The sequence below is a fragment of the Paracoccus sp. (in: a-proteobacteria) genome (assembly GCF_032007265.1).
Classification (GTDB): domain Bacteria; phylum Pseudomonadota; class Alphaproteobacteria; order Rhodobacterales; family Rhodobacteraceae; genus Paracoccus.
This window is the reverse complement of sequence record NZ_DALZMB010000007.1, coordinates 43,735-66,860: the sequence shown is the minus strand read 5'-3', so window position 1 is coordinate 66,860 and position 23,126 is coordinate 43,735. Positions and strand designations below refer to the sequence as shown.

The window sequence follows — 23,126 nt, the reverse complement described above, 5'->3', positions numbered from 1 at the left end:
AGCTTGAATCATACCCTACGCCCGAGGGGAATCCCTTTTGTCAACACGACCTAGCTTGCCTGTCGGTGCCACCCTGGCGGGCTTTCGGTTTTCGTCTGAGTTTGCCGGGACATGCTATTACACAGATACATGGTGGTGCCACACGAAGCCAAATTTTACGCTATATTTGGAAAACCATGCTGATGGCGCCCGACTTGCTCACATCAACAGTCATGATTTCGGCCTGGAGAATGACGAGATTTGGCGAAAGGTACCGCTGAACGTCGTCCCAGCCCCTTCGGTCAGCTCGGTCAATCTGGTCATCGAAAACTCGCAGCCCAATGGCAATTACGGCAATGATGTCGGGATCGATAATGTCATTATCAGCCCGTTGGTTTGCGAAGTCCCGGTTATCCGGGCGACGAAACATGCGGTTTTAGACAATACTGTGGTGGGCCAGCCGACGGTTACCGATCCTGGCGATCATGTCATCTATACCTACACTTATAAAAACACCTCGAAGTCGACGGCGTATAATGTGGTCGTCGACGAGACCCTGTTCAGCGGCGCAGGCGTCAAACCTGTCGCGGTGCATGTAAGCGGCGGCGGGGACTATGACGGAAACGGGCTGGCAACCGATGTTCGCCCCAATGATACGATCGTCTTTCGTGCGATCTATGTCATCGATGTCGCGGATATCCTTGCGGGAGGTGTTACCAATCAAGCGACTGTCACGGGCAGCGATCGGCTCGGGAATGATTTTGATGACCTGACCGATAGCGAAGATCCTGCGGATGATACCGGGGGCGATGATGATCCGAACTTCACGCCCATGAAAATCAGCCCATCGGTCGCGCTGCAAAAAAGGGGGGTGCTAAATCACCGCGGCGATGGTCTTGCCCGTATTGGCGATACGATCAGTTATCGCTTCAGCGTGATCAACACTGGGAACGTAGCATTAAGGAATGTGGTCGTTACCGATCCCGGGGTGAAAATGTCTGGCGGTCCTATCGCGTCGTTGGCACCCGGGGCGACAGATAGTGGAACCTTCACCGCAACCTATACGCTGACCGCGTCTGATCTTCAGCATTCGAGCTTCTCCAACTCTGCCACAGTGCGCGCCGATGTGCAGAGCGGGGGCACCGTGGCGGATATTTCTGATGACCCCGACGACAATACAGATCTGGATGTCGAGGGGGATGGCGAACCCGATGATCCGACGGTCGTGCTTTTGCCCCCGGTGATATCGGCAGTAGATGATGATTTCTCTGCTGCACCAATTGACCGGTTGATGGGTGGGCAAACCGCTTCGGTACTGGGCAACGACACGATTTATGGCAAACCAGTTGTGGCAAGCGCGCTGGTTTTGACCCCCGGAACCGCGCCCGTGACCGCTTTGGGCTCGATCACGATGGACCCTTTAACGGGCGTAATTACGGTGGCGCCCGGGACTGCGGCCGGGACTTATCGCTATCCTTATCAGATTTGCGATATCGCTTTTCCGACCAGTTGTGCAACGGCGGTGGCGACGGTCCTGCTTCCTGCAAGCGAAATCATGCTTCAGAAGTCCGCCGTTCTGGACCGTGGTAGCGATGACATCGCCAATGTCGGTGACGTCATTACCTATACCTATAGCATCACAAATGCCGGTAATTGGACGCTATATGACCTGACTTTGACCGAGGCGAGCTTCTCGGGTAGCGGGGCGATACCCACGCCCAACTATAGTTCGGGCGGAAGTGACGAAAACGGCACCGGGGGCATCGACCTTATTAAAGGGGCGACAGCGGTCTTTACCGCTTACTATGCGCTGACACAGCAGGATGTGAACGCTGGGTTTGTCCAGAACCAGGCCATTGCGACGGGCGTAGATGGTTCTGGCAACGCCATCTCTGGCCTGTCGGACGACCCGCTGAACCCAGATAACATCGACAGCGATGGTGACGGACACCCTGATGACCCGACCCTAGTCGTACTGCCGGCAGATATGCGTGTGTCATTGGAAAAGACGGCTGTTCTGCAAGCAAATGCAAATGACCCAAGTGCTGTCGGCGACATGATCACCTATGGTTTTGTCATCACCAATTCAGGAAATCGTACATTAAGCCATCTGACGATCGACGACGCTCAAGTGCAGGTGTCGGGCGGTCCATTGGCATCGCTTGCGCCGGGCCAAGTTGACCAGAGCACTTTTACGGCGAGCTATCGGGTAACGCAGGCCGATATTGATCAAGGGCGTGTCAGCAATTCGGCGAGCGTAAAGGGCCAGGATCCCGGTGGGACTGATGTCAGCGATGTTTCGGACGACCCGAATGATCCGACGAATATCGACCCTGACGGTGATGGTAATCCAGATGATCCGACCGTGATCAAACTGACGACCTCTGCCAGGTTCATTCTGCAAAAGACTGACCACCTTAGGCTGCTCGACAATCGCACCGCTGCAGTTGGGGACGAGATTACCTATCGTTTCACCCTGACAAATACGGGCAACCAAACCCTTCGGAATGTGACGATTTCCGATCCAAAGATCCAAGTTCAAGGCGGCCCCATTGCCCAATTCGCGCCAAATGCAAGTGACCACGCCACATTTTCCGGAACGTATCGATTGACGCAGGCCGATCTGGATTCGGGTCGCGTGATGAATACAGCCCGAGCAACCGCCTTTGATCCAGCTGGAAATGTCATCTCAATCCTGTCTGACGATCCCGATGACCCGGCCGATATCGATACGGACGGCGATGGCTATCCTGACGATCCGACCGTGACGATCCTGCCGGATGTGGCACTCGCCCTGACGGCCAGCAAATCGGTCAGCAACCCCAATCCGCATATGGGTGAAATCGTCACATATTCGCTGGTGTTTGAAAATCACACGTCGCGCTTTGCCCCCGATATCAGCATCATCGATGAGTTGCCTCCCCACCTTCAATACGTGCCTAACAGTGCAAAGATCGAAGGTACCGATCAAGAACCTGGGCAGATGGGGCGCAGGTTGGTCTGGCAAATGGTCACCATTCCGGCGGGCGGAAAAGTTACCATCACCTTTGATGCGCGGCTGACATTGCTTGAATTGGGGCAGGCCGCAATCAACCGCGCATGGTCCGAGGACATGTCTGGTAAGCGCATCTCGAATGTCGCTGAAGCCGAAATTCACCGTCGGGGTGAGCATGTTTTTGATTGCAGTGACGTCATCGGCAAGGTCTTTGATGATCAGAATGTGAACGGCTATCAAGACGAGGGCGAGCCTGGCATGCCCGCAGTCCGCGTCGTCACATTGCAAGGTCAGCTGATCACCACCGATGCGCATGGGCGGTTCAATCTGCCCTGCGCGGCAATGCCAATTAAAAGCGGCGAGAATATATCTCTCAAGCTGGATACGCGCAGCCTGCCAACCGGCTATCGCCTCACAACGGAAAACCCGCGGGTTGTTCGTGGCACCGCCGGTAAGATGATGCGTGCGAACTTTGGCGTGGCCAAGGGGCAGATCAGTGAGGTCGATCTGACGGCATCAGCCTTTATGCCAGGCTCGGTGCAGATGTCAGCGGCGCTAGATGGGGGGCTTGGCCAGCTGGTTGACCGGCTTCGTACCCGCCCCGGCATCGTCCGGCTCTCTTATTTCCATCACGATGAGGGGCGGCAGCTGATCGAGGATCGACTTGATACGGTCGAGCAGCGGTTGCGCCAGCTTTGGCAAGAACATGTTCGCGACCCGCTGATCATCGAGCGACGCTCGGCCCAAATCCCATGAGCAAGAGTAACATGGCCAGATTTCGCCTTTATTCGCGCGGCTTCGGGGGCTCGGCTTTACTGACGCTTTTGGCGACGGGGGCACAGTCACAGACTGTCGTGCAACCCGAAGTCCGGGCGGATTGCGCGCTGATAAAGGTGGCCTTTCCAGACCATTGCATCATTCCTGACACCTTGCCAGAAGTGGCGATTGCAACTGAAGGTCGGGCAAATTCGGGCCAGTTCTCGCCCTTGACGGCCACCGGATTTCAAATCCTGATCGATGGTCAGGTGATGCTGGGTGATCCGGACTTGAAGGATGAACTTGGGCAAAGCGGTCATGCGTTAAAGCAGGCCGATCTGAAAATCAGCGTTGACGGACTTGGCGCAAAACCGCGCTTGGCCTTGCAGCGTAGCAACGCCAGTGAAGGGTTAAAAGCTGGCGATCACGTCACTTTCACCAGCGAGATGAACTACCCCGCTTATGTCGTTCGTGGTGAGCTGCGCATCATCGACCGCAACGGGATCGGAGCAGGCGGAAAAATCCTGGCAGTCTTGCCAATTGATCCCAATGGTCAGGCAAGTCTGGTTGTGCCCAAAGGTGGGCGCATCGTTGCAGTTCATCGCGTCTTTGATCGCCAGGGCCGTTATGACGAGACGCGCGATCTGCCCGTTTCCTACACCGATGATCGCGGCTTAAGCGACACGGCAGAAACGGGTGTGGACGCGCGGCATCGCCATTCAATCCCCGTACGCGGTGGCGCGGTAACCATTTCTGGCGAAAATGTCTCGCCCGGCGTCACCATTCATACGCTGGGAGAGGCGATTTCACCTGCCCAAGCCGGAGATTTTGTGCTGCAGCGCATTCTTCCGGTTGGCGAGCATCGGATAGATGTCGAAATCAATGGTCCCGATGCGCCACTCGGCTATTCGCAAAAGATCAAGATCCCGCGCGTTGATGCTTTTTATACGTCGATGACAGATGCCACGATCGGAAAATCCTCATCCCGCGGAGGCAGCGAAACCTATACGCGCGGCCGTCTGGCCTTTTACACGCATGGCTATATGGCGAATGGCATCGAGTTTACGGCTGCGGCGGATACTGCGGAAAGCGAAATCCGTGATCTTTTTTCCAGTTTCGACGCCAAGGATCCCGCAAGCCTGCTGCGCAGAATCGATCCCAATGAGTTCTATCCCACCTATGGCGATGGCTCGACCATCCTTGACGACGCGCCAACGCAGGGGAATTTCTACCTTAGGCTGAAAAGGGACAAAAACTATTTCATCTGGGGCAATTCGCAGGCTGAATTGGGCCAAAGCGAGTATCTTCGCAATGAGCGTGTGCTTTACGGCGCAAATACCCATTGGGAATCCCAAACGCAGACCTCTTTTGGTGAGCCAAGGGCGCAGGTCACGCTTTATGCGTCGCGGCCAGACAATTTGGCGCAGCGCGACGTTTTGCGCGGCACCGGTGGTTCGATCTATTTCCTTAGCCGTCAAGATATCACCCGCGGCTCGGAGGTGGTTTTCGTCGAGTTGCGCGATCCGATCGGCGGCCGGGTCATTGATCGCAAGCATCTTTCCTCGGGTCAGGATTATGAGGTGAATTACCTTCAGGGCAACATCCGTCTGTCGCAGCCGTTGCCTTCCTCACGCGGCACTGGCGTCGTCGTGACAGGCCCCGGCGGGGATGCCGAGGTTAATCTTGTGGTTCAATATGAATATACTCCGGTCGATATGTCGGTTGATGGCTGGGCGGCTGGGGCGCGGATCGCGGCTTGGATCAACGATCGCATTCGCCTTGGTCTGTCCGGCCAGCACGACGACACGGGCCTTGCCGATCAAAATGCCTATGGGGCGGATCTGCTATACAGGCTCAGCGAAAGCAGCTTTATCGAGGCCGAATACGCCCGCAGCGACGGGCCGGGCTATGGTCAGCGCAACTCGATTGATGGTGGCCTGATCTATGATACGACCGATCTGGCCAGCGGCGCGGGGCGGGCGCAACGGCTGAAGGCCGAGATTGATTTGAAGGAGCTGGGCCTTGCGGTCGCGGGCGTGGTGAACGCCTATTACGAAAGCCGCAGTGAGGGTTTTAGTTCGCTTGATTACACCGTCACTTCGGGCGAACGCCTGTGGGGGTTCGATGCGACCGTCAAGCAATCCGACGGGATGTCTTGGCGAACCTATTGGGATGACTTCAAAAATGAGCGGGGCCGTCGCGAAAGCGCAGGTGGCGCCGAGATCCTGTATATGCCTGACGCCAACAATAGTTTTGCATTTGGCCTTGAGCATATCCGGCGAAGAATCGCGCAAGAAACGGGTAGCCGCACGGATGTCGCGTTGCGCTATACCCGCCAGGTCACAGATCAATTCAGCTGGTCGCTTTTGGGGCAGGCCACGGTTTGGGGCAATGGCTTGTCGCGAAATGATCGCTTGGGGGTAGGGATCAAGCGTGATTTCGGGAATGGCTGGACGTTTGCCGGTGAGGTGTCAGACGGAACGCTTGGTTTGGGGGGCGATATTCTGGCATCCTTTGCACGCAAGGACGGCAGTAGCCTGTATTTCGGCTACGAAATCGACCCTGATGCCTTCGACAACCAAAGCGCTCTGGGATCACTTAGCGCCAATAAGGGAAAAGTTGTTTTTGGCGGGCGTCGGCAGGTCAATCAGGATGTCTCGATCTATGGCGAGAATACCTATGATATGTTCGGTCCAAGCGATGCGCTGACCAGCGCCTATGGTGTCGATTATGCGCCATCTGAATATCTGACCTACTCGATGGGCTTTGATCTGGGCAGGGTACGCGACGACAAAAGTGGTGATTTGAACCGCCGCGCGGTCAGCTTAGGTGCGAAATACCAAGATGACCAGCTGACGGCATCAGGACGTGTCGAGTATCGCCGCGAGCGTGCCGAGAAGGGGCGTGTCAGCTCTCTTGCGCGCTTTGGTCGCGACACCGATACCTTGCTTTTGACCGCGAATGCCACTTACCGGATAGATGAGGGCCGCACCTTGTTGGCCTATGTTGACTATGCCGATAGCGATGGCAACCAAAGCTCGATCCGCAACGGTATTTTAGCGGATGTGGTGCTTGGATATGCCATTCGTCCGGTCGATCACGACCGCTTTAACCTGCTGTTCAAATATCGCTACTACCATGACATGTATGGGCAGACCGTTGATGGAACCAGCACACGCGGCCCGCTGCAGAAAAGCCATGTTTTCACGGTGGATGCGGAATATGACCTGAACCAGAAGTGGTCGATCGGCGGCAAGCTGGGTGGGCGCTTTGCGCAATCGACGCGAGCGGATTCGAGCGAGTTTTATAAGAACGATGCTTGGTTGGCGGTTGCGAACCTGCGTTTTCACGTGGTCCAGAATTGGGACATGCTGTTCGAGCTACGCTCGCTGCGCTTGCATCAGGCGAAAACGACCGAATTTGGTGCTGTGGCGGCCGCATACCGGCATTTCGGCGATAATGTCAAAGTTGGGGTGGGCTATAATTTCGGCTCATTTTCGGATGATCTGACGGATCTGCCCCGCGATGATAAAGGGGCATTTTTGAACCTGATCATTACCTTTTAGATAGAAGATCCGTGATCCGTGATCGGGGATGGCTTGGCGTGAGCCACGCGAGGCAAGTCTTCGGACAGGCAGCATCGGGTGGACTGCGCCCTCTCAAGATCATATATCGCGACATGCGTGCGCAGACCGCATCTTCACGCTGACATGCAACAATCATCGAACATATCGGGGCGAGCGCGCCGCGATATGCAAGCCTTTCGTTCAAGGAGCCTCGGATGTTCACTCTTGATCGGCGCGTCAGGCGCCTGATTTACGTGACCACCTTTGAAATTCTTGCCATTCTTTTGTCGACCGCACTGTTGTCGTTGATGAATAATGGCTCGGCCAGCGCCTCGCTGCCGCTTGCTATTGCTGTCTCGGTGATCGCGGTGATCTGGAATTTCTGCTACAATAGCGGCTTCGAGGCGCTTGAAAGCAAGCTGAAGCTGAAGACACGTACCATCCGCACGCGCGTTTTGCACAGTCTCGGCTTTGAGGGCGGCCTTGTCATCTTTACCGTGCCCTTGATCATGTACTGGTATCAGGTCGGCCTGTTCCAGGCACTGATGATGGAGGCGGCGTTGATGATCTTCTTTCTCGTCTATACCTTCGTCTTCACGCTAGGTTTTGACCAGATCTTTACCTTGCCGCAGGCCAGAGAGCAGGCCTAGCGGCAAAAGCTTGGCGATATTGTGGCGCAGACCAGCCGTGATCTGTTGCGCAAGACGCAGCGGATCTAGGCGCCTTCAAAAATCAGATCGATCTCTTGCCGCGTCAAAAGCCGCCATTGTCCGGGGGCCAGGTCAGCCGGAAGCGACAAGCCGCCCAGACTTTCACGGTGCAGATCTTCGACATGATTGCCCGCGGCCGCGAACATGCGCCGCACCTGATGATAGCGCCCTTCAGTGACGATCAGTAAAGCTTCGGTTGGCGAAATGACCCGTAACTCTGCCGGAGCAAGGGGCTTGGTTTCCCCCTCAAGCATCAGATCGCCGGATGCAAAAAGCGCGGCCTCGGTGCCATTCAATGGGCGGGCGAGTTTGGCGCGATAGGTCTTTGTGACGTGGCGCTTGGGGCTGATGACACGGTGCAACAGCTCGCCATCATCCGTCAGCAACAACAGACCCGAGGTTTGTTTGTCCAGCCGGCCGATGGTCGAAATGACCGGATCGCGCCGTGTCCAGCGCGCGGGCAGCACATCATAGACCAATGCCCCGCCTTCTTTATGCGAGCATGTCATGCCCAGGGGCTTGTTCAGCATCAGGACCATGCCCACAAGCGGGTCCAATGGCTCGCCGTCGATCTCAAGCCTGGCAGGCAGGTCCGGGGTGATCGGGATGCGTTTGGTGACGTCAACCAGATCGATGCCGTCCAAGGTGATGCCACCCGCCTTTGCCATCCGCGCCATTTCACTGCGCGAGCCATATCCCATGGATGACAGCAGCTTATCGACGCGGGAGGTTGGGTTCTTGGCGATTGCTTTGGTTCCTATGCTGGCCCGGGGTGGGCGGCGAAAGCGTTCAGGGCGGGCGCAGTCTGTCTGCGCTTGCCGCCCTGCCTGCCCATGCCACAGCCCGAACCGCGCGCTCAAGCCTTTTTTGGCGGTATCGCGTCGATTGCCTGATCGGGATGCGATACCGCCCTGCTTTAGCTGGGGCGCGTTTGGGTAAGATGCGGTTTTCCGGCCTATAGGCTGGGAATCGCGTCCAAAAGCATGCGCGTATAGGGTTCCTGAGGACGCTCGAATATCTCGGCGGCCAAGCCCCTTTCGACGATCTCGCCATAGCGCATGACCACGACGCGGTCGCACATGTGGTGGACGACCGAAAGGTCATGACTGATGAACAGCAGCGTCAGGTTCAGGGTTCTGCGCAGCTCCATCAGCAGGTTGATCACCTGAGCCTGAATGGACACATCAAGCGAGGCGACCGGCTCGTCGCAGACGATCACTTCGGGCTGCATCGCCAAAGCTCGGGCAATTGCGATCCGCTGGCGCTGCCCGCCCGAGAACTGGTGCGGGTAACGATTGGCAAGCGCAGGATCAAAGGCCACGGCACGCAGCCAGCGATTGACGTATTCGCGGGCATTGGCGCGGGTGCACAGCCCATGTGCGATCGGGCCTTCCGCGACGGATTGAAAGATCGTGCGGCGCGGATCAAGGGAAGCAAAGGGATCTTGAAAGATCATCTGGACCTTTGTGCCGCGCTTTTTCTGACCGTCCATCACTGGCTCGCCGCCGACGGTAACCGTGCCGCCCGTCGGCGGGGTAATGCCGCAGATGATGCGGCCAAGCGTCGATTTGCCCGACCCGGATTCCCCGACTAGCCCCATGATCTCGCCACGGGCAATGTTCAGTGAAACCGATTTGACCGCATGAACCTGTGCGGGCTGTTGCGCCAAACCCGCCTTGATCGCCAGTTTGCGCATCTGTCCGATGCGCGGCGCAAACCATTTTTCGATGCCGCGCGCGGTAATGAACTCTGCATCCGCTGGCGCGCCTACCGCACGGCTTGACAGTCCAGATAGATCCATTGCCCCCGCAGTCTCGGTCGCCTCCGAGGCCAGCAGCTCGCCGGGTTTGGATCGTGACGGCAGCGCATCCAAAAGCGCCTGGGTATAGGGATGTTGGGGCGCGCGCAGCACCGCTTGCGCGGGGCCCGCTTCGACGATCTGACCCCGGCGCATCACCGTGATCGTATTGGCGATCGAGGCCACAGTCGCCAGATCATGGCTGATCCAGATCAACGAGGTGCCCATTTCGGCCACCAAGGCTTTAACTTCTTGCAGAATTTCGGCCTGAACCGACACATCCAATGCCGTCGTCGGCTCATCGGCGATCACAAGGCGCGGGCGATGCAGCAATGCGATGGCAATGGCCACGCGCTGACGCATCCCACCTGAAAACTCGTGCGGATACTGGTCGACCTTATGTTCAGGATCGACGATGCGAACCTGCGCCAAGGCCTCGATGGCGCGGCGACGTACCTCGCTGTCGGATGCAGGTTCATGGGCGCGGATGGCCATGCCGATCTGGTCGATGATCTTGACGACGGGATTAAGCGTCATCATCGGGTCTTGAAACACCATCGAGATGTCCTTGCCCCGGATTTTGCGCAGATCGCCCTCGTTCATACCGACCAACTCTTGGCCGTCAAACTGAATGGAGCTGCCGTTTTCGATCCGTCCTGCGGGGTCGAGTAAACCGATCAGCGAAAAGCCGGTGATCGATTTTCCCGAGCCGGATTCCCCGACCAGCCCCATGATCTCGCCGCGTTTCAGCGAAAAGGAAATGCCATCGACCGATTTCACAATGCCCCGGTCGGTGTGAAACCAGGTGCGCAGGTTCTGTACGTCAAGTAGGTTGGTCATTTGCGAAGCCTTGGGTTCAACTGGTCGCGGATTTGATCGCCCACCAGATTGATGGCCATGATCAGAATGATCAGCGCGATGCCGGGATAGATTGCGATCCAGTAGCGGCCAGACATCAGATATTGAAATCCGTTCGCGATCAGCATCCCCAGCGAAGGTTCGGTCGCGGGCAGGCCAACCCCCAGAAACGATAGCGTTGCCTCGAGCGAGATGGCCGATGCGACCTGAACCGTTGCCACCACGATCAGCGGGGGCAGGGCATTGGGCAGGATATGCCGGGTCACGACGAACCAGCCGCTCATCGGGACAGAAAGCGCGGCCTGGACATAGTCCTTGCGCCGCTCGGCCGCTGCCGCGCCGTGGGCCGTGCGCACGAAATAGGCGTATTGGGCAAAAACCAGAGCAAGGATCAGCTGCTCTTTTCCCTGCCCAAGGATGGCAGCCACGACAAAGGCCAGCAGGATGGCAGGAAATGACAGCTGAATATCGACGATGCGCATGATCAGCGTTTCCAGCCAACCGCCAATATAGGCGGCCGAACTGCCCACAATCGCCCCGATGGTAAAGGCGATGGCACCTGCCATAAGCCCCATTTGCAACGAGATCCGCAGCCCATAGACAATGGCCGATAGCAGGTCGCGACCTTGGCTGTCGGTGCCCAAAAGGTGCATCATTCCGTCACGCCCGACATAGCCCGGCGGTCGGCGCGCATCGCGCAGTACCAGGGATTTGAGGTCATAGGGGTCCTGAGGCACGATCAGCGGCGCAAAAATCGCGGCCAGCAGAATGAGAACCAAGGCGACAAGCGCGATGACCGCGACCTTGTTGCGGCGGAAATCACGCCAGAACTGGCCAAGCATCGAGGGTGCGGCGGGGGAAAAGGTCTCGGCCATCTCACTGCCTTCCATGGCGCAGGCGGGGATCCAGAACCGCATAAGTCAGGTCCACGCAAAGGTTAATCAGCACGAATAGCGCCGAGACGAGCATGAGATAGGCCACCATGACCGGTCGATCGAGCGAGGTGATGGAATCGACGATCAACTTGCCTAGGCCGGGCCAGCTAAAGATGGTCTCGGTGACCAGTGCGAAGGCCAAAGTCGAGCCCAGCTCAAGTCCAAAGACCGTGACCAGCGGGATCGAGATCAGTTTCAGCACATGGCGGCGCAGGATCGTACGCTCGGGAATGCCAGCGGCGCGGGCGAATTTGATGGTATCGGTCAGCATCACCTCGCGCGTTCCCGCTGCCGCGAGACGGCACATCATCGCCATTTTGAAAAGCGACAGGTTAAACGCGGGTAAGATCAGATGCGACCAGCCGTCCAGCGTCAGAAAGGAAAAGGGCACGCCAAACAGATCGCGCGTGGCGCCCCTGCCGCCAGCGGGCAAGATGCCCAGCTGTACCGCAAAAGTCATGATCAGCATCAGGCCAATCCAGAAGGTCGGCACCGAGAAGCCAAGAATCGACAGCGCCATGATAATGCGCGCGGCGATGCTGTTGGGCTTATAGCCCGCATAGATTCCAAGCGGGATCCCGACAGCCGAGGCGAAAAAGACCGCGATCAGTGTCAGCTCTAGCGTGGCGGGCAGCTTTTGCGCGATCAGCGTGCTGACCGGCATGTTAAAGACGAAAGAGCTGCCGAGATTGCCGCTGAGCAGTCGCCCCAGAAATTGCAGGTATTGCTGCCAGATCGGCAGGTCGAGGCCGTATTGCTCGATCACTTGCTGGCGGATGGCCTGCGTCGCATCGGGCGAAATCAGCACGTCGACCGGGTTTCCAATCATGAAAACGCCCGCAAAGACGAGAACTGACATAACCAGAAGGACAAGCAATGCCTGCGCCAGCCTGCGGATAATGAATGATGCCATGGCTTGCTCCCTGAGCCTAGGCGATGCCTAGTGCCAGCCTTGTTCGATTTCTTGACGGGTTTCTTCGACGCCGACCTGCCAAATGGCCAGCATCTCGGCATCGGGGCGTTCAAAGACGCCATGATAATTGCCTTCGGCGATGCGGCTACGCTTGCGCCAGGCGTCGACACGCGAAATGGCAGAGAAATCGATGCGATCTTTTGCAAATTCGGGCGATGTGACCCCCTTGAGCCGCGTCCAGGGGAAGTTTTCCATCCAGCTGGCATGAGAGGCGGCGGGATCGGTTTCCAGAACCCTGGCCATGGTGCGGGGTGCGCGCCACCAGTCATGCAGCTTGACCGAAGCATCGCGATGATCGTTCAACCATTCGCCGATCAGCGGATTGACCGGCGCATTGCCGCCATGGCCATTCACGATCAGGATGCGACGAAAGCCGGCGCGATAGACGCTGTCCAGAATATCCTCGATGACCGCAAGATATGTGCGCAGCTTCAGTGAAACCGTCCCCGGATATGCCGCAAAGCCCGAAGCCATACCGTAGGGCAGGCAGGGAAATACCGGCACATTCAGCGGTTGGGCGGCTTCGACCGCCACGCGTTCAGCCAAAATCATATCCGTCGCAAGGCTTAGATAGGCGTGCTGTTCCACCGATCCGATCGGCAGAACGCAACGGTCATCTTGCTGCACGCGGGCCTCGACCTGACTCCAGTTCATGTCCTGAATGCGCATCTCTTCTGTCCCTTTTCGAATGGATTCTGACGAAGCTGCGCCGCTGGCCAGCAGGAGAACCCATCGCAATTATGAATCAATATTAATTCCATAAGGGACAGATTTTTAAATTGACGCAAGAAAAATCTTTGCAATACTGTCCCAAATGGAACCAGAATGGCAAGCGGATGGCAGGTGACATGGAAGACGAAACCCGCCGGGCACTGCATGAAGCCCGTGCAGGCCGCGACCGATCTGATCTGCCTTATGGCGATCAGGGGGATGCCCCGATGCAAGCCCGGCTTTGGGAAAATCCGTGCTGGTTTTCCTTTCGGCTGAACTATCTGGCGCTGCGGTTCAATAATCCGGTTTACGGATTTATTCAGAGCCGCCTTGATCTGCTGCGCCCGGATTTTGTGGTGCTTTGGTCGCTTTATCTGGGTGGTGAATCGGCGCAGACCGATGTCGTGCGCACGTCAGGATTTCCGAAAAACACCTTGAGCCGCGCCGTGAATAAGGTTCACCGCCTGGGCATGATCGAGCGCGAAACCGATCCGCTTGACTTGCGCCGCGTGACCTTGCGCCTGACCGATAAAGGGCGCGCCGCGGTCGATGAGGTCAAGGCCGAGATGATGGGACAGGAAAGGCTGATGCTGGAAAGCCTAAGCCCGGCGGAACGCTCGATCCTGTCCGAAATCCTGACGAAGTTAGTCATCGCTTCGGCCGATTGGCCCGAAACCCTGGCAAGCGAAACAGACCAGAACAGCGGACAAGGGCAATAAGCCCGGCCGCACTATTCAACCAAGGAGGATAAGCATGAAACTCAGATCCAAACTTCGCGCGACGCTTTTGGCAACTGCGCTTGCGCTACCGTTTTCCGCGCTTGCCGATGATCTGGTGATCGCCACCAAGTTTGGCCCGGCTTCGATGGACCCGCATTACACTGCCACTTCGGCCAATGCCGAGGCGACCAAGCAGGTTTTCGACACCTTGCTGCGCGCCGACAACAACCTGCAGATCCAGCCCTCTTTGGCGACCGAGTGGAAGGCGATTGACGAGACGACTTGGGAATTCAAGTTGCGTGAGGGGGTCAAGTTCCATGATGGTTCGGACTTCACCGCCGAGGATGTCAAATTCTCAATCGAGCGCATTCCGAATGTGACTGGCCCCAACCCGACGACGATCTATGTGCGCCGCGTTGCAGGGATCGAAATCCTTGATCCGCACACCGTTCAGATCAAGACCAATGGCCCGGCGCCGACCCTTCCCAACGATCTGGTCCGCCTCTTTATCGTCTCGCATAAGGCGGCAGCCGATTTTTCGACCAAGGAAACGTCGGCCGAGGGCTTCAATTCCGGCAAAGCGACGATTGGGACCGGCCCCTATAAGTTCGTAAGCTGGGCACCGACGCAGGATCTGGTTCTTGAGAAGTTCGATGGCTATTGGGGCGGTGCACAGCCTTGGGACAAAGTCATCCGTAAGGAAATTCCCAATGACGCCGCGCGGGTTGCCCAGCTCAAGGCGGGGCAGGTTGACCTGATCTCCAAGATCCCGGCCACTGATCTTGCCACGGTCGAACAAGATAGCGCCCTGAAGGTTGTAAAGGCACCCTCGGTCTTTATTCCCTATCTCGAGTTTGATTTCCGCAACGACACGCCCCAGGTGTGGGATAACGCGGGCAAGAAGGTCGAAAAGAACCCCTTCCAGGACCCGCGTGTGCGCGAGGCATTCGATCTGGCGCTGGATCGCGAAACCATCATTGAATTTGCGCTTGAAGGCATGGGCGAGGTTGCCACCCAGCTCGTGACCTCGAATATCTTCGGCTATAACCCCGAGATTGCCGAGCCCGCGTTTGACGTCGACAAGGCGCGCGCGCTGATGGCCGAGGCGGGCTATCCTGAAGGGTTCAAGGTCACGCTGGCCTATGCCAATGACCGTATGCCCACAGAGCTTGGCCCGACCATTGCCCAGATGCTGTCGGCGATCGATGTCACGGTTGATGTCCAGGGCGTGCCCGCCACGGTCTTCAACCCGGCGAAAACACGCGGCGAATATTCGCTTTACATGGCATCGTGGGCGACCTTGACGGGTGAGGCTAACTATACGCTTTCCTCGCTTGTACATACCAACGACGCCGAGAAATCGCTGGGTGCCTTCAACGTGCGTGGTTATTCCAACCCCGAAATGGACAAGCTGATCGAGGATGCGGCGGCAGAGATGGATGAGGGCAAGCGCAAAGCCTTGCTCGAGCAGGCAAACATGCTGGTTGCCACCGACCGCCCGGATCTGCCTTTGGCGATCAATATCTCGGCCTGGGGCATGAAGGCAGAAAAGGTGAGCTACGATCCGCGTTCGGATGAAGACACGCTGGCGATGGACATCCATCCGGTGAAATAAGCGACAGGACGGCATCGCATCAGGCGTTTACTGGTGCGATGCCCCCTGAAAGGAGCATTCCATGAGTTTTACCCCTCCCGATACCCCGCCCTATGAATGGCAAGAGCCGCAATGGCGCGGATTGGTGGATTTTGTGCGCGCTGGCCGCTCGCTCAAACCGGCAAGCTGGCCGGGTGGTGCGCGCTGCGCGGTGGCACTTAGTTTTGACAGCGACCATGAAACCAACGAGTTGCGCGACGGCGGCAAATCGATAGGTCGGCTGTCATGGGGACAATATGGCAACCGTCGCGGCCTTCCGCGGATTCGCGAAGTGCTGGACCGTTTCGATGCGCGCGCCAGCTTTTTTGTGCCCGGCGTTGCGGCAGAGCTGTATCCTGATGAGCAAAAATCGCTTGTCGATGATGGTCATGAGGTTGCGCTGCATGGCTGGATTCACGAGGTCAATACGCAGGTGCCTCCGGCGCAGGAACGCGATTTGATGCTGCGTGCGGCCGATACGCTGGAGCGCATTACAGGGGTTCGCCCGGTCGGCATGCGCACGCCATCTTGGGATTACAGCGCCAATACCCTGGCGATTGCCGAAGAGCTGGGCCTTGTCTATGACAGCTCGCTGTTTGCGGATGACGATCCCTATGAGATCATGCACGAGGGCCGCGCCACCGGCATCGTCGAATTGCCGGTTGAATGGATTCGCGATGACGCGCCCTATTTCATGATGAATCGCTTTGGCGCACAGCGGCCCTATACGCCGCCAACTGCGGTTTTGGATATATTCCTGCGCGAGTTCGAGGGCGCCTATGCCGAGGGTGGGCTGTTTTTGCTGACCATGCACCCCCACGTCACTGGCTATCGCTCTCGGGTCTTTATTCTCGAGGAATTGCTGCGGCGCATCACGGAAAAGGGCGATTGCTGGGTGACAACGCATGCTGAGATCGCCCGCCATTGTGCAATGAGTGCCGGATTGGAGGTGCGGGGATGACCCAGACGAACAAGCCAGGCTGGGCCTTGGCCATTCATGGCGGCGCGGGCACGATTTTGCGCAGCAAAATGACCGAGCAAAAAGAGGCCGAATATCATGCCGCGCTGCGGCGTACGCTAGAGGCCGGACAGGCTGTCCTGCGTGACGGCGGACTGGCGATCGATGCCGTGACTGCCGCAGTCATGGTCCTTGAGGATGAACCCTTGTTCAATGCGGGCCGGGGTGCCGTCTATACATCTGCGGGCGAGCAGGAGATGGACGCCGCGATCATGGATGGTCGCGACCGACAGGCAGGCGCAGTTGCGGGCATCTTTGGACCGCGCAACCCGATCAAGCTGGCACGTCTGGTCATGGACAGCCCACAGGTGATGCTGATCGGTGAGCCTGCCATCGCTTTGGCGCGAAGCGCGGATCTGCCTTTCGGGGATCGGGATTATTTCTTCACTCAGGCGCGCTGGACCGCCCTTCAGGAAACCCTGGCCCTTCGCGCGTCTGGCGAGGCCGAAACCGACCCGGCGCGGCGTCATGGTACGGTCGGCGCGGTGGCATTGGATCTTGCGGGCAATCTCGCGGCGGCGACTTCGACGGGTGGAATGACCGCCAAGGCACCGGGTCGCGTCGGGGACAGCCCGGTAATCGGGGCGGGGACGTTTGCCGATAACGCCACCTGCGCGGTTTCGGCCACGGGGCATGGCGAGATTTTCATCCGCTGGAATGCCGCCGCCGAGATTGCCGCAAGAATGCGTCACGCCAATCAATCGCTAGAGCAGGCTGCAACGGCTGTCGTGATGGAAGATCTTATGCCTAACGACGGATCTGGCGGGGTGATTTGCGTGGATCGCCTTGGCAATATCTCGATGCCCTTCAACTGCGAGGGGATGTATCGCGGTACCGCCCGTTCTGGCGAGGAATTGCAGACCTTCATCTACCGCTAAAGGAACATGAAGACGCATTGAACCATATCCCGCCGCCTTGACCTGAATGACTTGCAAGGTCGGGCGGCGGGTAATCTTGCGAGGGCAGGACCATCACAAAATGGCGGCGGGCAGCAAGTCGTGGGCTGCCTGCGGTCAACTATGCTTGAATAAGGTTTGCCTTCAACGTCGCACCGCCGTTTGCGATCTCGATCAGACGGTCGATATTGGGATGTGCGCCGGGGCGATTTCTGGCGTCAGCTGTGTGTTCGGCAAAGACGTCCAGCCCGTGATTTGCCGCTTGGGCATTCAGCGCGCCAAAGACGGTTTGAAGGTATTGATAGACTGCCAAAGAGCCCTGTTTTCCCGGCTGGTTTTCGACCGAGGCAACAACTTTGCCATTGGGATCAATCAGGTCTATGCGTGCAAGCCCCTCGATCGAGGGAAGAAGCTGCAGGTTTTCCTTGAAGGATGACGTGGGCTGGATCATCGAAGGTCCTCTTTGGCGTGATTGCCCCGCATCTAGCAGGTTTGACGGGTCATCACCATCACCGGCATGCATCCAATCAAGGGCGTGACAAGCAGCCCCCCGGCGGGGTGGCTGAACAGGCGACGCGTTGCCCTTGATTAATTAAACCGCGCCTTTTCAGTGTCTTGACGGATCAGCCGTCCGGGCCGCATTTACTGTCTGTTAAGGTGCGCTAGCGGCGCCATAGCTTTTTGATGATCGCCAATACGCCTTCGCACACCAATCCCAGCACGCCGCCGGCCAGAAAAAAGATCGACACCAGCATCAGCCATCCCATTACACCCATCGTGTAAAGGATCCCGCCAATATCGGTTCCAAAAACCACGCAGGGCTGGGCAAATCCCTCATGCAGGCCGCAACCATTATGCGTGGCAATCAAGCCAGCCAGCATTACCGAGACCATCGGAGCGACCCCGATGAGCACCATTACAAGATAGGCCCATAGTCTGCGCCGATTGTGGCCTTTTGGGGCGAGCCCCATCAGCTGCGGCGCCGTCCGATGACCGCGGCACCCGCCAAAAGCGCAATGCCCGCGCCAATCATTGCCCAATCCAGCAGATGCGCGCTTAGGTCATTTTGGTTCGCTGCCGCGATCATGCTGGCCGTTGCATTGGCATCTTGGCCCGTCGCGCGTGCATCCATCATGGCAACCATTCCTGCATCGCGACATTTTGGTATCAACAGGGCCAGCGCCTCGGCATCATTGCTATTTTCTGCCTTAAGCAGCTGTTCGCAGCGGGCCTGATCCTGTGGACTGACACCGTCATCGATAAATTGTCGGTATCCACCAAAGCCCAGCAAGGCCAGACCAACAAGAACAAGCAGCAGTTTTGGCATAGATCTATCCATTCGCGGTTTCGGCACCCCCCAATGGCTTGGGGGCTTAGGGGTACAGTCACCGGATCAAACCGCGCTGGCAATATGTGAATGAGCTTCCATTGTCGTACGCACGGGAAAGCTTGGGTTAGAACAAGTCAAAGCCGATGGATCTGAAGCAGGATCAGCTCGATTTGCCTGCCCGCATTCTGGACGGGTCCGGTTGTGCTGATCCTTGGCTGCGCGTTCGAAAAGGGCGAGGGCTGACTATACGAGCTGTCGCAGTACGCCGCCATTGATCGCAATTCATGCCTCAAAGCCGCCCTTTTGGGGCGCGTCTTTGCACAATGCCGAGCGAGGGATCAGCTTAGTGGCAGGACCGGGCGCGCGCAAATCAGCTAAATGGTGTCATCTATGCGAATTTTCCAAAATTGCGGAAGTTATTTGGCTTGGCGCACTCTTGTGCCATAGCACGGTAGTCTTTTTGGCGATGGGGCTACATTGATTATGGCTCTGGATCTGCTGACAGCAGATCGGGCGTTATGCGGTGATCCAGCATTAGTTGCATAAAGGTCAGATCTAGCCAGGAACCGAATTTCGTGCCGACCTCGCTTAGCTGGCCAACACGCTTGAACCCCAGCTTCTCATGCAATGCGATTGATGGTGCGTTCGTGCTTTCAATTCCTGCAACCATCACATGTTTGCCGATGCTTCTTGCCCTTTGGATCAGTTCTTTCATCAAAGCCATGCCGACGCCGCCCCCACGACTGTCGGCCCGGACATAGACTGAATGCTCGACCGTATGGCGATAGCCGTCGAAGGCGCGCCAATCACCAAAGGACGCATAGCCAAGAACATCACCCTGATCCGAACTTGCCACAATGACCGGATAGCCTGCCTGATAGCGGCCCGCGAGCCAAGCGCGGCGATTGGCAAGATCAACTGTCTGGTCGTTCCAAATCGCAGTCGTCTGTTCGACCGCGTGATTATAGATCGCCGTCACCTGTAAAAGATCACAATCTTGCGCATCGCGGATATGCATGGCCAGGTCCAGATATGTCACTATATTAGACTAATCTATTTCGCGAGCGCCGGGCAAGGTCAAGTGAATCCTGACGCCTCGGCTGTGTTCAGACATCGCGCAGAACGATCACGGCATAGGTGCAGCTTTGTTGCGTGTCATTTCGAAAAATGCAATCGGACGGCTGGCCCAAGCGCAAGCAGTCGCCCGGATCAAGATGGTGTTGGACCGGGCCCTCAACGAAGGTCAACTGACCGTCGCGTACCCAGATAAGCTGGCGGATGGCAGAATAGGCCGAGGCCGGCATGGGCACCTCTTTGCCGGCTGGCAGGGTGATTTCCACGAGATCTACGGGCATATCGGTGTGTGGCGAGACTTGCCGACGCAGATATCCCGTCTCGGGATCAATCCAAAGGGTTTGATCGCCATGTCGTAACAAAAGGTCTGTCGTGGTTTCGGCGCGGGCCAGCAGCATCGACATGCTCAGGCCGAAGGCGCCAGATAGTTTGCCAAGCAGTTTTGCGGTCGGGCTGCTTTCGCCTCGCTCGATCTTGTTGATCATTGCGCGTGATACGGCCGCGCGAAGGGAAAGATCTGTTAACGACCAGCCCCTGTTTTCGCGTTCGTTGCGAATGCACGCCCCAAGTTTTCGATCAATATCATCTAGCTGCATCAAGGCACTATATGAGACAGATGTGCCACTAAGCAAGCCAGTTTAGCCCCCGGCACACATCGCGGCCCTGGCCATCTGTTGCGTGCAGCCGTTTAGCTGCACGGGAACTTATCTGCGGCAATCCGATCCGCCCGGCGGCCTGCGCGCAGGATTGGCGCTTGGCGGATCAAAGCGATGGCTTTTGGCCTTCAGGCAGTTTCGCACATGCCTAGAAAATCGTTACCTGAGTCCCGACCGGGGTCACGGCATAAAGGCTGGCTATATGTTCGTTGAACAGGCCATAGCAACCGCTTGAGGATTTGCGCCCGATCTTGCGCGTATCGTGGGTGCCGTGGATCAGATAGGCGGGCCATGACAGGTAAAGCGCATAAATGCCCAAGGGGTTTTCGGGGCGGCCACCCTCGACGCGTTGGGGCAGGCTTGGGTCGCGGGCGCGCATGCTGGGTGTCGGCGTCCATGAAGGGCTTTGTGCCTTACGCACCACCTCAGTTTGTCCGCGCTTAGTCAATTCTTCGGACACCGGGATCGAGCATGGGAAAAGCAAATAGGTGCTTTCATCCCCCGACCAGAAATGCAGGGCGCGCGAGGTGACATCGGCCAGGATCACCCCTTTGCCCAGGCTGGGGTAAAAGTCGCGCCAATGCAGAGCCTTGAACGAGGATTGGTTGCGCCTTGTATCCTGCGTCGGGTCGATCTGAAAAACGCCAAGATCCGGTGCCTGGCCCGCGCCGGTATTTCCGTAAACGACCTGCCCGGTGGTGGGATCAACATTCTGGGCTTTGACCAGGCTGGGCATTGCGATCCCGCTTGCCAAAATCCCGCCCAAAAAGGCGCGCCGACTGGCGATCGATTTGCGATCTTTCGGCGCGGGCGTGGTGTTCGGGTGGTGTTGAGCTGGTTTGCTCATGGAATTGCTCCGGTCGCTAGGGCGGTGTGTTGTTGGAAAGGGATGGGGCAAATTGCTTAAGCCCAGCTTAAGGCTGGGGCAGCAATTGCTCGCCGAAGGGGTGGGGTGTCATGTGCTACTGCGCGCCTGTGCGATCAAATCGCGCAGCTCGCGCGGCGATTGCCTGCCAAAAGCGCCGAAATTTCCAACGATGAAGCTTGGCGTGCCAACCAGTCCCATGTGTTCGGATAAAAGCCACGAATGCTCAATCTGGCGCGCAATCGCGATATCTTCCATATCAGTGCGCAGCTGCTCGACATTCAGTCCAACCTTGGCGGCAACGCGCATGGCGCTTTTGTCATCCGCTGGCCCTTTGCTGCTTAGTAAGCCGGTGTGGAATTGCCAGAACTTGCCTTGCCGCAAGCTAGCCAAAGATGCGCGTGCGCAATAAAGCGAGCCTGCGCCAAAGACCGGCCATTCGCGCAGCACGACGCGCAGATTGGGCTCATCGGCGATGAGCTGATACAGATCGCCGACCATGCTGCGACAATGGGGGCAGTTATAGTCAAAGAACTCGGTCAGGGTGATATCCCCCGCCGGGTTGCCCAGAACGGCGCCAAGCTGCTCGCGTTCAAGCGCTTTGCGCAGCGGCGCGGGCATGGCGTTTTCCTGGGCCAATGCGGGCAATCCAGTGATGGCTGTGACGCTTGCCGCAAGGCCAATTTGCAAAAATCCTCGACGATTTGTCGGGATTATCTTGGTGCTTGTCATTGCATTGTCCTTTCGATGCTTGAAAGCGCGGTCCCTCTTGCGGGGTCGTTTAAGGCCGCAATGCCTCGATCCCGGCCTGCAGTCGTGCGCGCGAGATTTCCCCCATATGGCTTGCTTGCAGTTTGCCGTCCTTGCCTATGAAAAGCGTCGCGGGCAGGCCCATGGCCTCGAAATGGGTCATCAGCTGCATACCGGGATCTTGGATGGCGGGTATGAATACCCCCGCTTGCGCCAGATAGCGCCGGATGGTGGTTGGCCCTTCGCCTTGATTGATAAAGAGGATCGGGATCTCGGCTTCGCTTGAAGCGACATCGGCCATCATTGGCATTTCGCGGCGGCACGGCGGGCACCAACTTGCCCAAAGGTTGATGACCAGGGGCTTATTTTGCCAATCCTCCAGCGCGATGGGGGTGCCATCAAGCTGCATCAGCTGCAGTTGATTGGGCAGGTAGCTATCCTCGCCCTTGGTCAATTGGTGGGTGATGTTCCAGGCCATGACCGCGCAGAACAAAGTGGCTGCGGCGGGCCCCCACAGGGGCTGGCGGCGGCGCAGATATAGCACGCTGACCAGGGCCAGCCCGACGCCCGCACCGATTGCGTTAAAACCACCCTGCCAGAATGCCAGAATGCTTAGCGGTGAATCTGCAAAGGCGGACCAGTTCAGCAGCACAAAAGCCAAACGCCCGGAAAATGCCGCGACAATAAGGGAAAGGACCAGCCAGCTGGACAGGTCTTCATAGGTCTTGCGCCCAAGAATGCCCGCGACCAGCAGGGCAATTACAATGGCAACCGCGACCGGGGCGCGGTCAGCGGAAAATGCAAGCGGGCCTAGTGACATCCCTCCCATCAGCGCAACCCTTCACGCGCTTTGCGCAAGGCCACCGGATGAGATTGATACAGGGCGCCGACCCCCACCGCATGT

The 23,126-nt window shown here is 57.6% G+C and carries 20 protein-coding genes; 7 read left to right on the top strand and 13 right to left on the bottom strand.

What is annotated here, in order from left to right; translation table 11 throughout:
* The first annotated feature begins 166 nt into the window (after nt 1-166).
* The 3 genes from RTS12_RS03120 to RTS12_RS03110 all read left to right on the top strand — a co-directional run bounded on the left by RTS12_RS03120 (nt 167) and on the right by RTS12_RS03110 (nt 7,946).
* Complete coding sequence (locus tag RTS12_RS03120) at nt 167-3,730, top strand: hypothetical protein (RefSeq protein ID WP_312525386.1); 3,564 nt, start codon at nt 167-169, stop codon at nt 3,728-3,730.
* A gap of 11 nt (nt 3,731-3,741) precedes the next feature.
* Complete coding sequence (locus RTS12_RS03115) at nt 3,742-7,296, top strand: hypothetical protein (protein ID WP_312525385.1); 3,555 nt, start codon at nt 3,742-3,744, stop codon at nt 7,294-7,296.
* 215 nt (nt 7,297-7,511) lie between these two features.
* The gene (locus RTS12_RS03110; protein WP_312525383.1) at nt 7,512-7,946 is read left to right on the top strand and encodes a PACE efflux transporter; all 435 of its coding nucleotides are present in this window, start codon (nt 7,512-7,514) and stop codon (nt 7,944-7,946) included.
* Nucleotides 7,947-8,011: 65 nt separating this feature from the next.
* Here RTS12_RS03110 and RTS12_RS03105 read toward each other — a convergent pair whose 3' ends face one another.
* From RTS12_RS03105 to RTS12_RS03085, 5 genes are all read right to left on the bottom strand, one after another.
* Nucleotides 8,012-8,707, bottom strand: a complete 696-nt coding sequence (locus RTS12_RS03105) for a 16S rRNA pseudouridine(516) synthase (protein ID WP_312525381.1) — start codon at nt 8,705-8,707, stop codon at nt 8,012-8,014.
* Nucleotides 8,708-8,961: 254 nt separating this feature from the next.
* Nucleotides 8,962-10,644 (bottom strand): ABC transporter ATP-binding protein, encoded by a 1,683-nt coding sequence (locus RTS12_RS03100; protein ID WP_312525379.1) that lies wholly within the window; start codon nt 10,642-10,644, stop codon nt 8,962-8,964.
* Nucleotides 10,641-11,537 (bottom strand): ABC transporter permease, encoded by an 897-nt coding sequence (locus tag RTS12_RS03095; RefSeq protein ID WP_312525377.1) that lies wholly within the window; start codon nt 11,535-11,537, stop codon nt 10,641-10,643. Before RTS12_RS03095 ends, RTS12_RS03100 begins: the two co-directional genes overlap by 4 nt.
* Nucleotide 11,538: 1 nt before the next feature.
* On the bottom strand, nt 11,539-12,510 hold the full coding sequence (locus RTS12_RS03090; RefSeq protein ID WP_312525375.1) for an ABC transporter permease: 972 nt from the start codon (nt 12,508-12,510) through the stop codon (nt 11,539-11,541).
* Nucleotides 12,511-12,537: 27 nt separating this feature from the next.
* Nucleotides 12,538-13,239 carry a creatininase family protein gene (locus RTS12_RS03085; RefSeq protein ID WP_312525373.1) on the bottom strand — a complete coding sequence of 234 codons (702 nt, stop codon included), beginning with the start codon at nt 13,237-13,239 and terminating at the stop codon, nt 12,538-12,540.
* A gap of 179 nt (nt 13,240-13,418) precedes the next feature.
* Between RTS12_RS03085 and RTS12_RS03080 the strand changes: the two genes are divergently transcribed.
* From RTS12_RS03080 to RTS12_RS03065, 4 genes are all read left to right on the top strand, one after another.
* On the top strand, nt 13,419-14,000 hold the full coding sequence (locus RTS12_RS03080) for a MarR family winged helix-turn-helix transcriptional regulator (RefSeq protein ID WP_312525371.1): 582 nt from the start codon (nt 13,419-13,421) through the stop codon (nt 13,998-14,000).
* 34 nt (nt 14,001-14,034) lie between these two features.
* Nucleotides 14,035-15,615 carry an ABC transporter substrate-binding protein gene (locus RTS12_RS03075; RefSeq protein ID WP_312525369.1) on the top strand — a complete coding sequence of 527 codons (1,581 nt, stop codon included), beginning with the start codon at nt 14,035-14,037 and terminating at the stop codon, nt 15,613-15,615.
* Nucleotides 15,616-15,676: 61 nt separating this feature from the next.
* Nucleotides 15,677-16,594, top strand: coding sequence for a polysaccharide deacetylase (locus RTS12_RS03070; protein ID WP_312525367.1), 918 nt, complete (start codon nt 15,677-15,679; stop codon nt 16,592-16,594).
* Complete coding sequence (locus RTS12_RS03065) at nt 16,591-17,529, top strand: isoaspartyl peptidase/L-asparaginase (protein ID WP_312525365.1); 939 nt, start codon at nt 16,591-16,593, stop codon at nt 17,527-17,529. The genes RTS12_RS03070 and RTS12_RS03065 overlap by 4 nt, the downstream gene beginning before the upstream one ends.
* A 139-nt stretch (nt 17,530-17,668) precedes the next feature.
* On the opposite strand, the gene RTS12_RS03060 is transcribed toward RTS12_RS03065, so the two are convergent.
* The 8 genes from RTS12_RS03060 to RTS12_RS03025 form a co-directional block, all read right to left on the bottom strand.
* Entirely contained in the window at nt 17,669-17,998 is a 330-nt protein-coding gene (locus tag RTS12_RS03060; protein WP_312525363.1) for a DUF2322 family protein, read from the bottom strand.
* A gap of 211 nt (nt 17,999-18,209) precedes the next feature.
* Complete coding sequence (locus RTS12_RS03055; protein WP_312525361.1) at nt 18,210-18,518, bottom strand: hypothetical protein; 309 nt, start codon at nt 18,516-18,518, stop codon at nt 18,210-18,212.
* Complete coding sequence (locus tag RTS12_RS03050; protein ID WP_312525358.1) at nt 18,518-18,874, bottom strand: hypothetical protein; 357 nt, start codon at nt 18,872-18,874, stop codon at nt 18,518-18,520. Before RTS12_RS03050 ends, RTS12_RS03055 begins: the two co-directional genes overlap by 1 nt.
* Before the next feature lie 484 nt (nt 18,875-19,358).
* Entirely contained in the window at nt 19,359-19,895 is a 537-nt protein-coding gene (locus RTS12_RS03045; RefSeq protein ID WP_312525357.1) for an N-acetyltransferase family protein, read from the bottom strand.
* Nucleotides 19,896-19,983: 88 nt separating this feature from the next.
* A complete protein-coding gene (locus RTS12_RS03040; protein WP_312525355.1) occupies nt 19,984-20,547 on the bottom strand; it encodes an XRE family transcriptional regulator in 564 nt (187 codons plus the stop codon).
* Between the two features lie 208 nt (nt 20,548-20,755).
* Nucleotides 20,756-21,454, bottom strand: a complete 699-nt coding sequence (locus RTS12_RS03035) for a L,D-transpeptidase (RefSeq protein WP_312525353.1) — start codon at nt 21,452-21,454, stop codon at nt 20,756-20,758.
* 108 nt (nt 21,455-21,562) lie between these two features.
* Complete coding sequence (locus RTS12_RS03030; protein ID WP_312525351.1) at nt 21,563-22,204, bottom strand: DsbA family protein; 642 nt, start codon at nt 22,202-22,204, stop codon at nt 21,563-21,565.
* A gap of 49 nt (nt 22,205-22,253) precedes the next feature.
* Nucleotides 22,254-23,042: a TlpA disulfide reductase family protein gene (locus RTS12_RS03025; RefSeq protein WP_312525349.1), complete on the bottom strand. Its 789-nt coding sequence runs from the start codon at nt 23,040-23,042 to the stop codon at nt 22,254-22,256.
* Between the last annotated feature and the right edge of the window lie 84 nt (nt 23,043-23,126).

Coding starts and splice junctions, on each gene's coding strand:
- RTS12_RS03115 (WP_312525385.1), top strand. CDS start 3,742: ATGGCCAGATTTCGCCTTTATTCGCGCGGCTTCGGGGGCTCGGCTTTA.
- RTS12_RS03110 (WP_312525383.1), top strand. CDS start 7,512: ATGTTCACTCTTGATCGGCGCGTCAGGCGCCTGATTTACGTGACCACC.
- RTS12_RS03105 (WP_312525381.1), bottom strand. CDS start 8,707: ATGGGATATGGCTCGCGCAGTGAAATGGCGCGGATGGCAAAGGCGGGT.
- RTS12_RS03100 (WP_312525379.1), bottom strand. CDS start 10,644: ATGACCAACCTACTTGACGTACAGAACCTGCGCACCTGGTTTCACACC.
- RTS12_RS03095 (WP_312525377.1), bottom strand. CDS start 11,537: ATGGCCGAGACCTTTTCCCCCGCCGCACCCTCGATGCTTGGCCAGTTC.
- RTS12_RS03090 (WP_312525375.1), bottom strand. CDS start 12,510: ATGGCATCATTCATTATCCGCAGGCTGGCGCAGGCATTGCTTGTCCTT.
- RTS12_RS03085 (WP_312525373.1), bottom strand. CDS start 13,239: ATGCGCATTCAGGACATGAACTGGAGTCAGGTCGAGGCCCGCGTGCAG.
- RTS12_RS03080 (WP_312525371.1), top strand. CDS start 13,419: ATGGAAGACGAAACCCGCCGGGCACTGCATGAAGCCCGTGCAGGCCGC.
- RTS12_RS03075 (WP_312525369.1), top strand. CDS start 14,035: ATGAAACTCAGATCCAAACTTCGCGCGACGCTTTTGGCAACTGCGCTT.
- RTS12_RS03070 (WP_312525367.1), top strand. CDS start 15,677: ATGAGTTTTACCCCTCCCGATACCCCGCCCTATGAATGGCAAGAGCCG.
- RTS12_RS03065 (WP_312525365.1), top strand. CDS start 16,591: ATGACCCAGACGAACAAGCCAGGCTGGGCCTTGGCCATTCATGGCGGC.
- RTS12_RS03060 (WP_312525363.1), bottom strand. CDS start 17,998: ATGATCCAGCCCACGTCATCCTTCAAGGAAAACCTGCAGCTTCTTCCC.
- RTS12_RS03055 (WP_312525361.1), bottom strand. CDS start 18,518: ATGGGGCTCGCCCCAAAAGGCCACAATCGGCGCAGACTATGGGCCTAT.
- RTS12_RS03050 (WP_312525358.1), bottom strand. CDS start 18,874: ATGCCAAAACTGCTGCTTGTTCTTGTTGGTCTGGCCTTGCTGGGCTTT.
- RTS12_RS03045 (WP_312525357.1), bottom strand. CDS start 19,895: ATGCATATCCGCGATGCGCAAGATTGTGATCTTTTACAGGTGACGGCG.
- RTS12_RS03040 (WP_312525355.1), bottom strand. CDS start 20,547: ATGCAGCTAGATGATATTGATCGAAAACTTGGGGCGTGCATTCGCAAC.
- RTS12_RS03035 (WP_312525353.1), bottom strand. CDS start 21,454: ATGAGCAAACCAGCTCAACACCACCCGAACACCACGCCCGCGCCGAAA.
- RTS12_RS03030 (WP_312525351.1), bottom strand. CDS start 22,204: ATGACAAGCACCAAGATAATCCCGACAAATCGTCGAGGATTTTTGCAA.
- RTS12_RS03025 (WP_312525349.1), bottom strand. CDS start 23,042: ATGTCACTAGGCCCGCTTGCATTTTCCGCTGACCGCGCCCCGGTCGCG.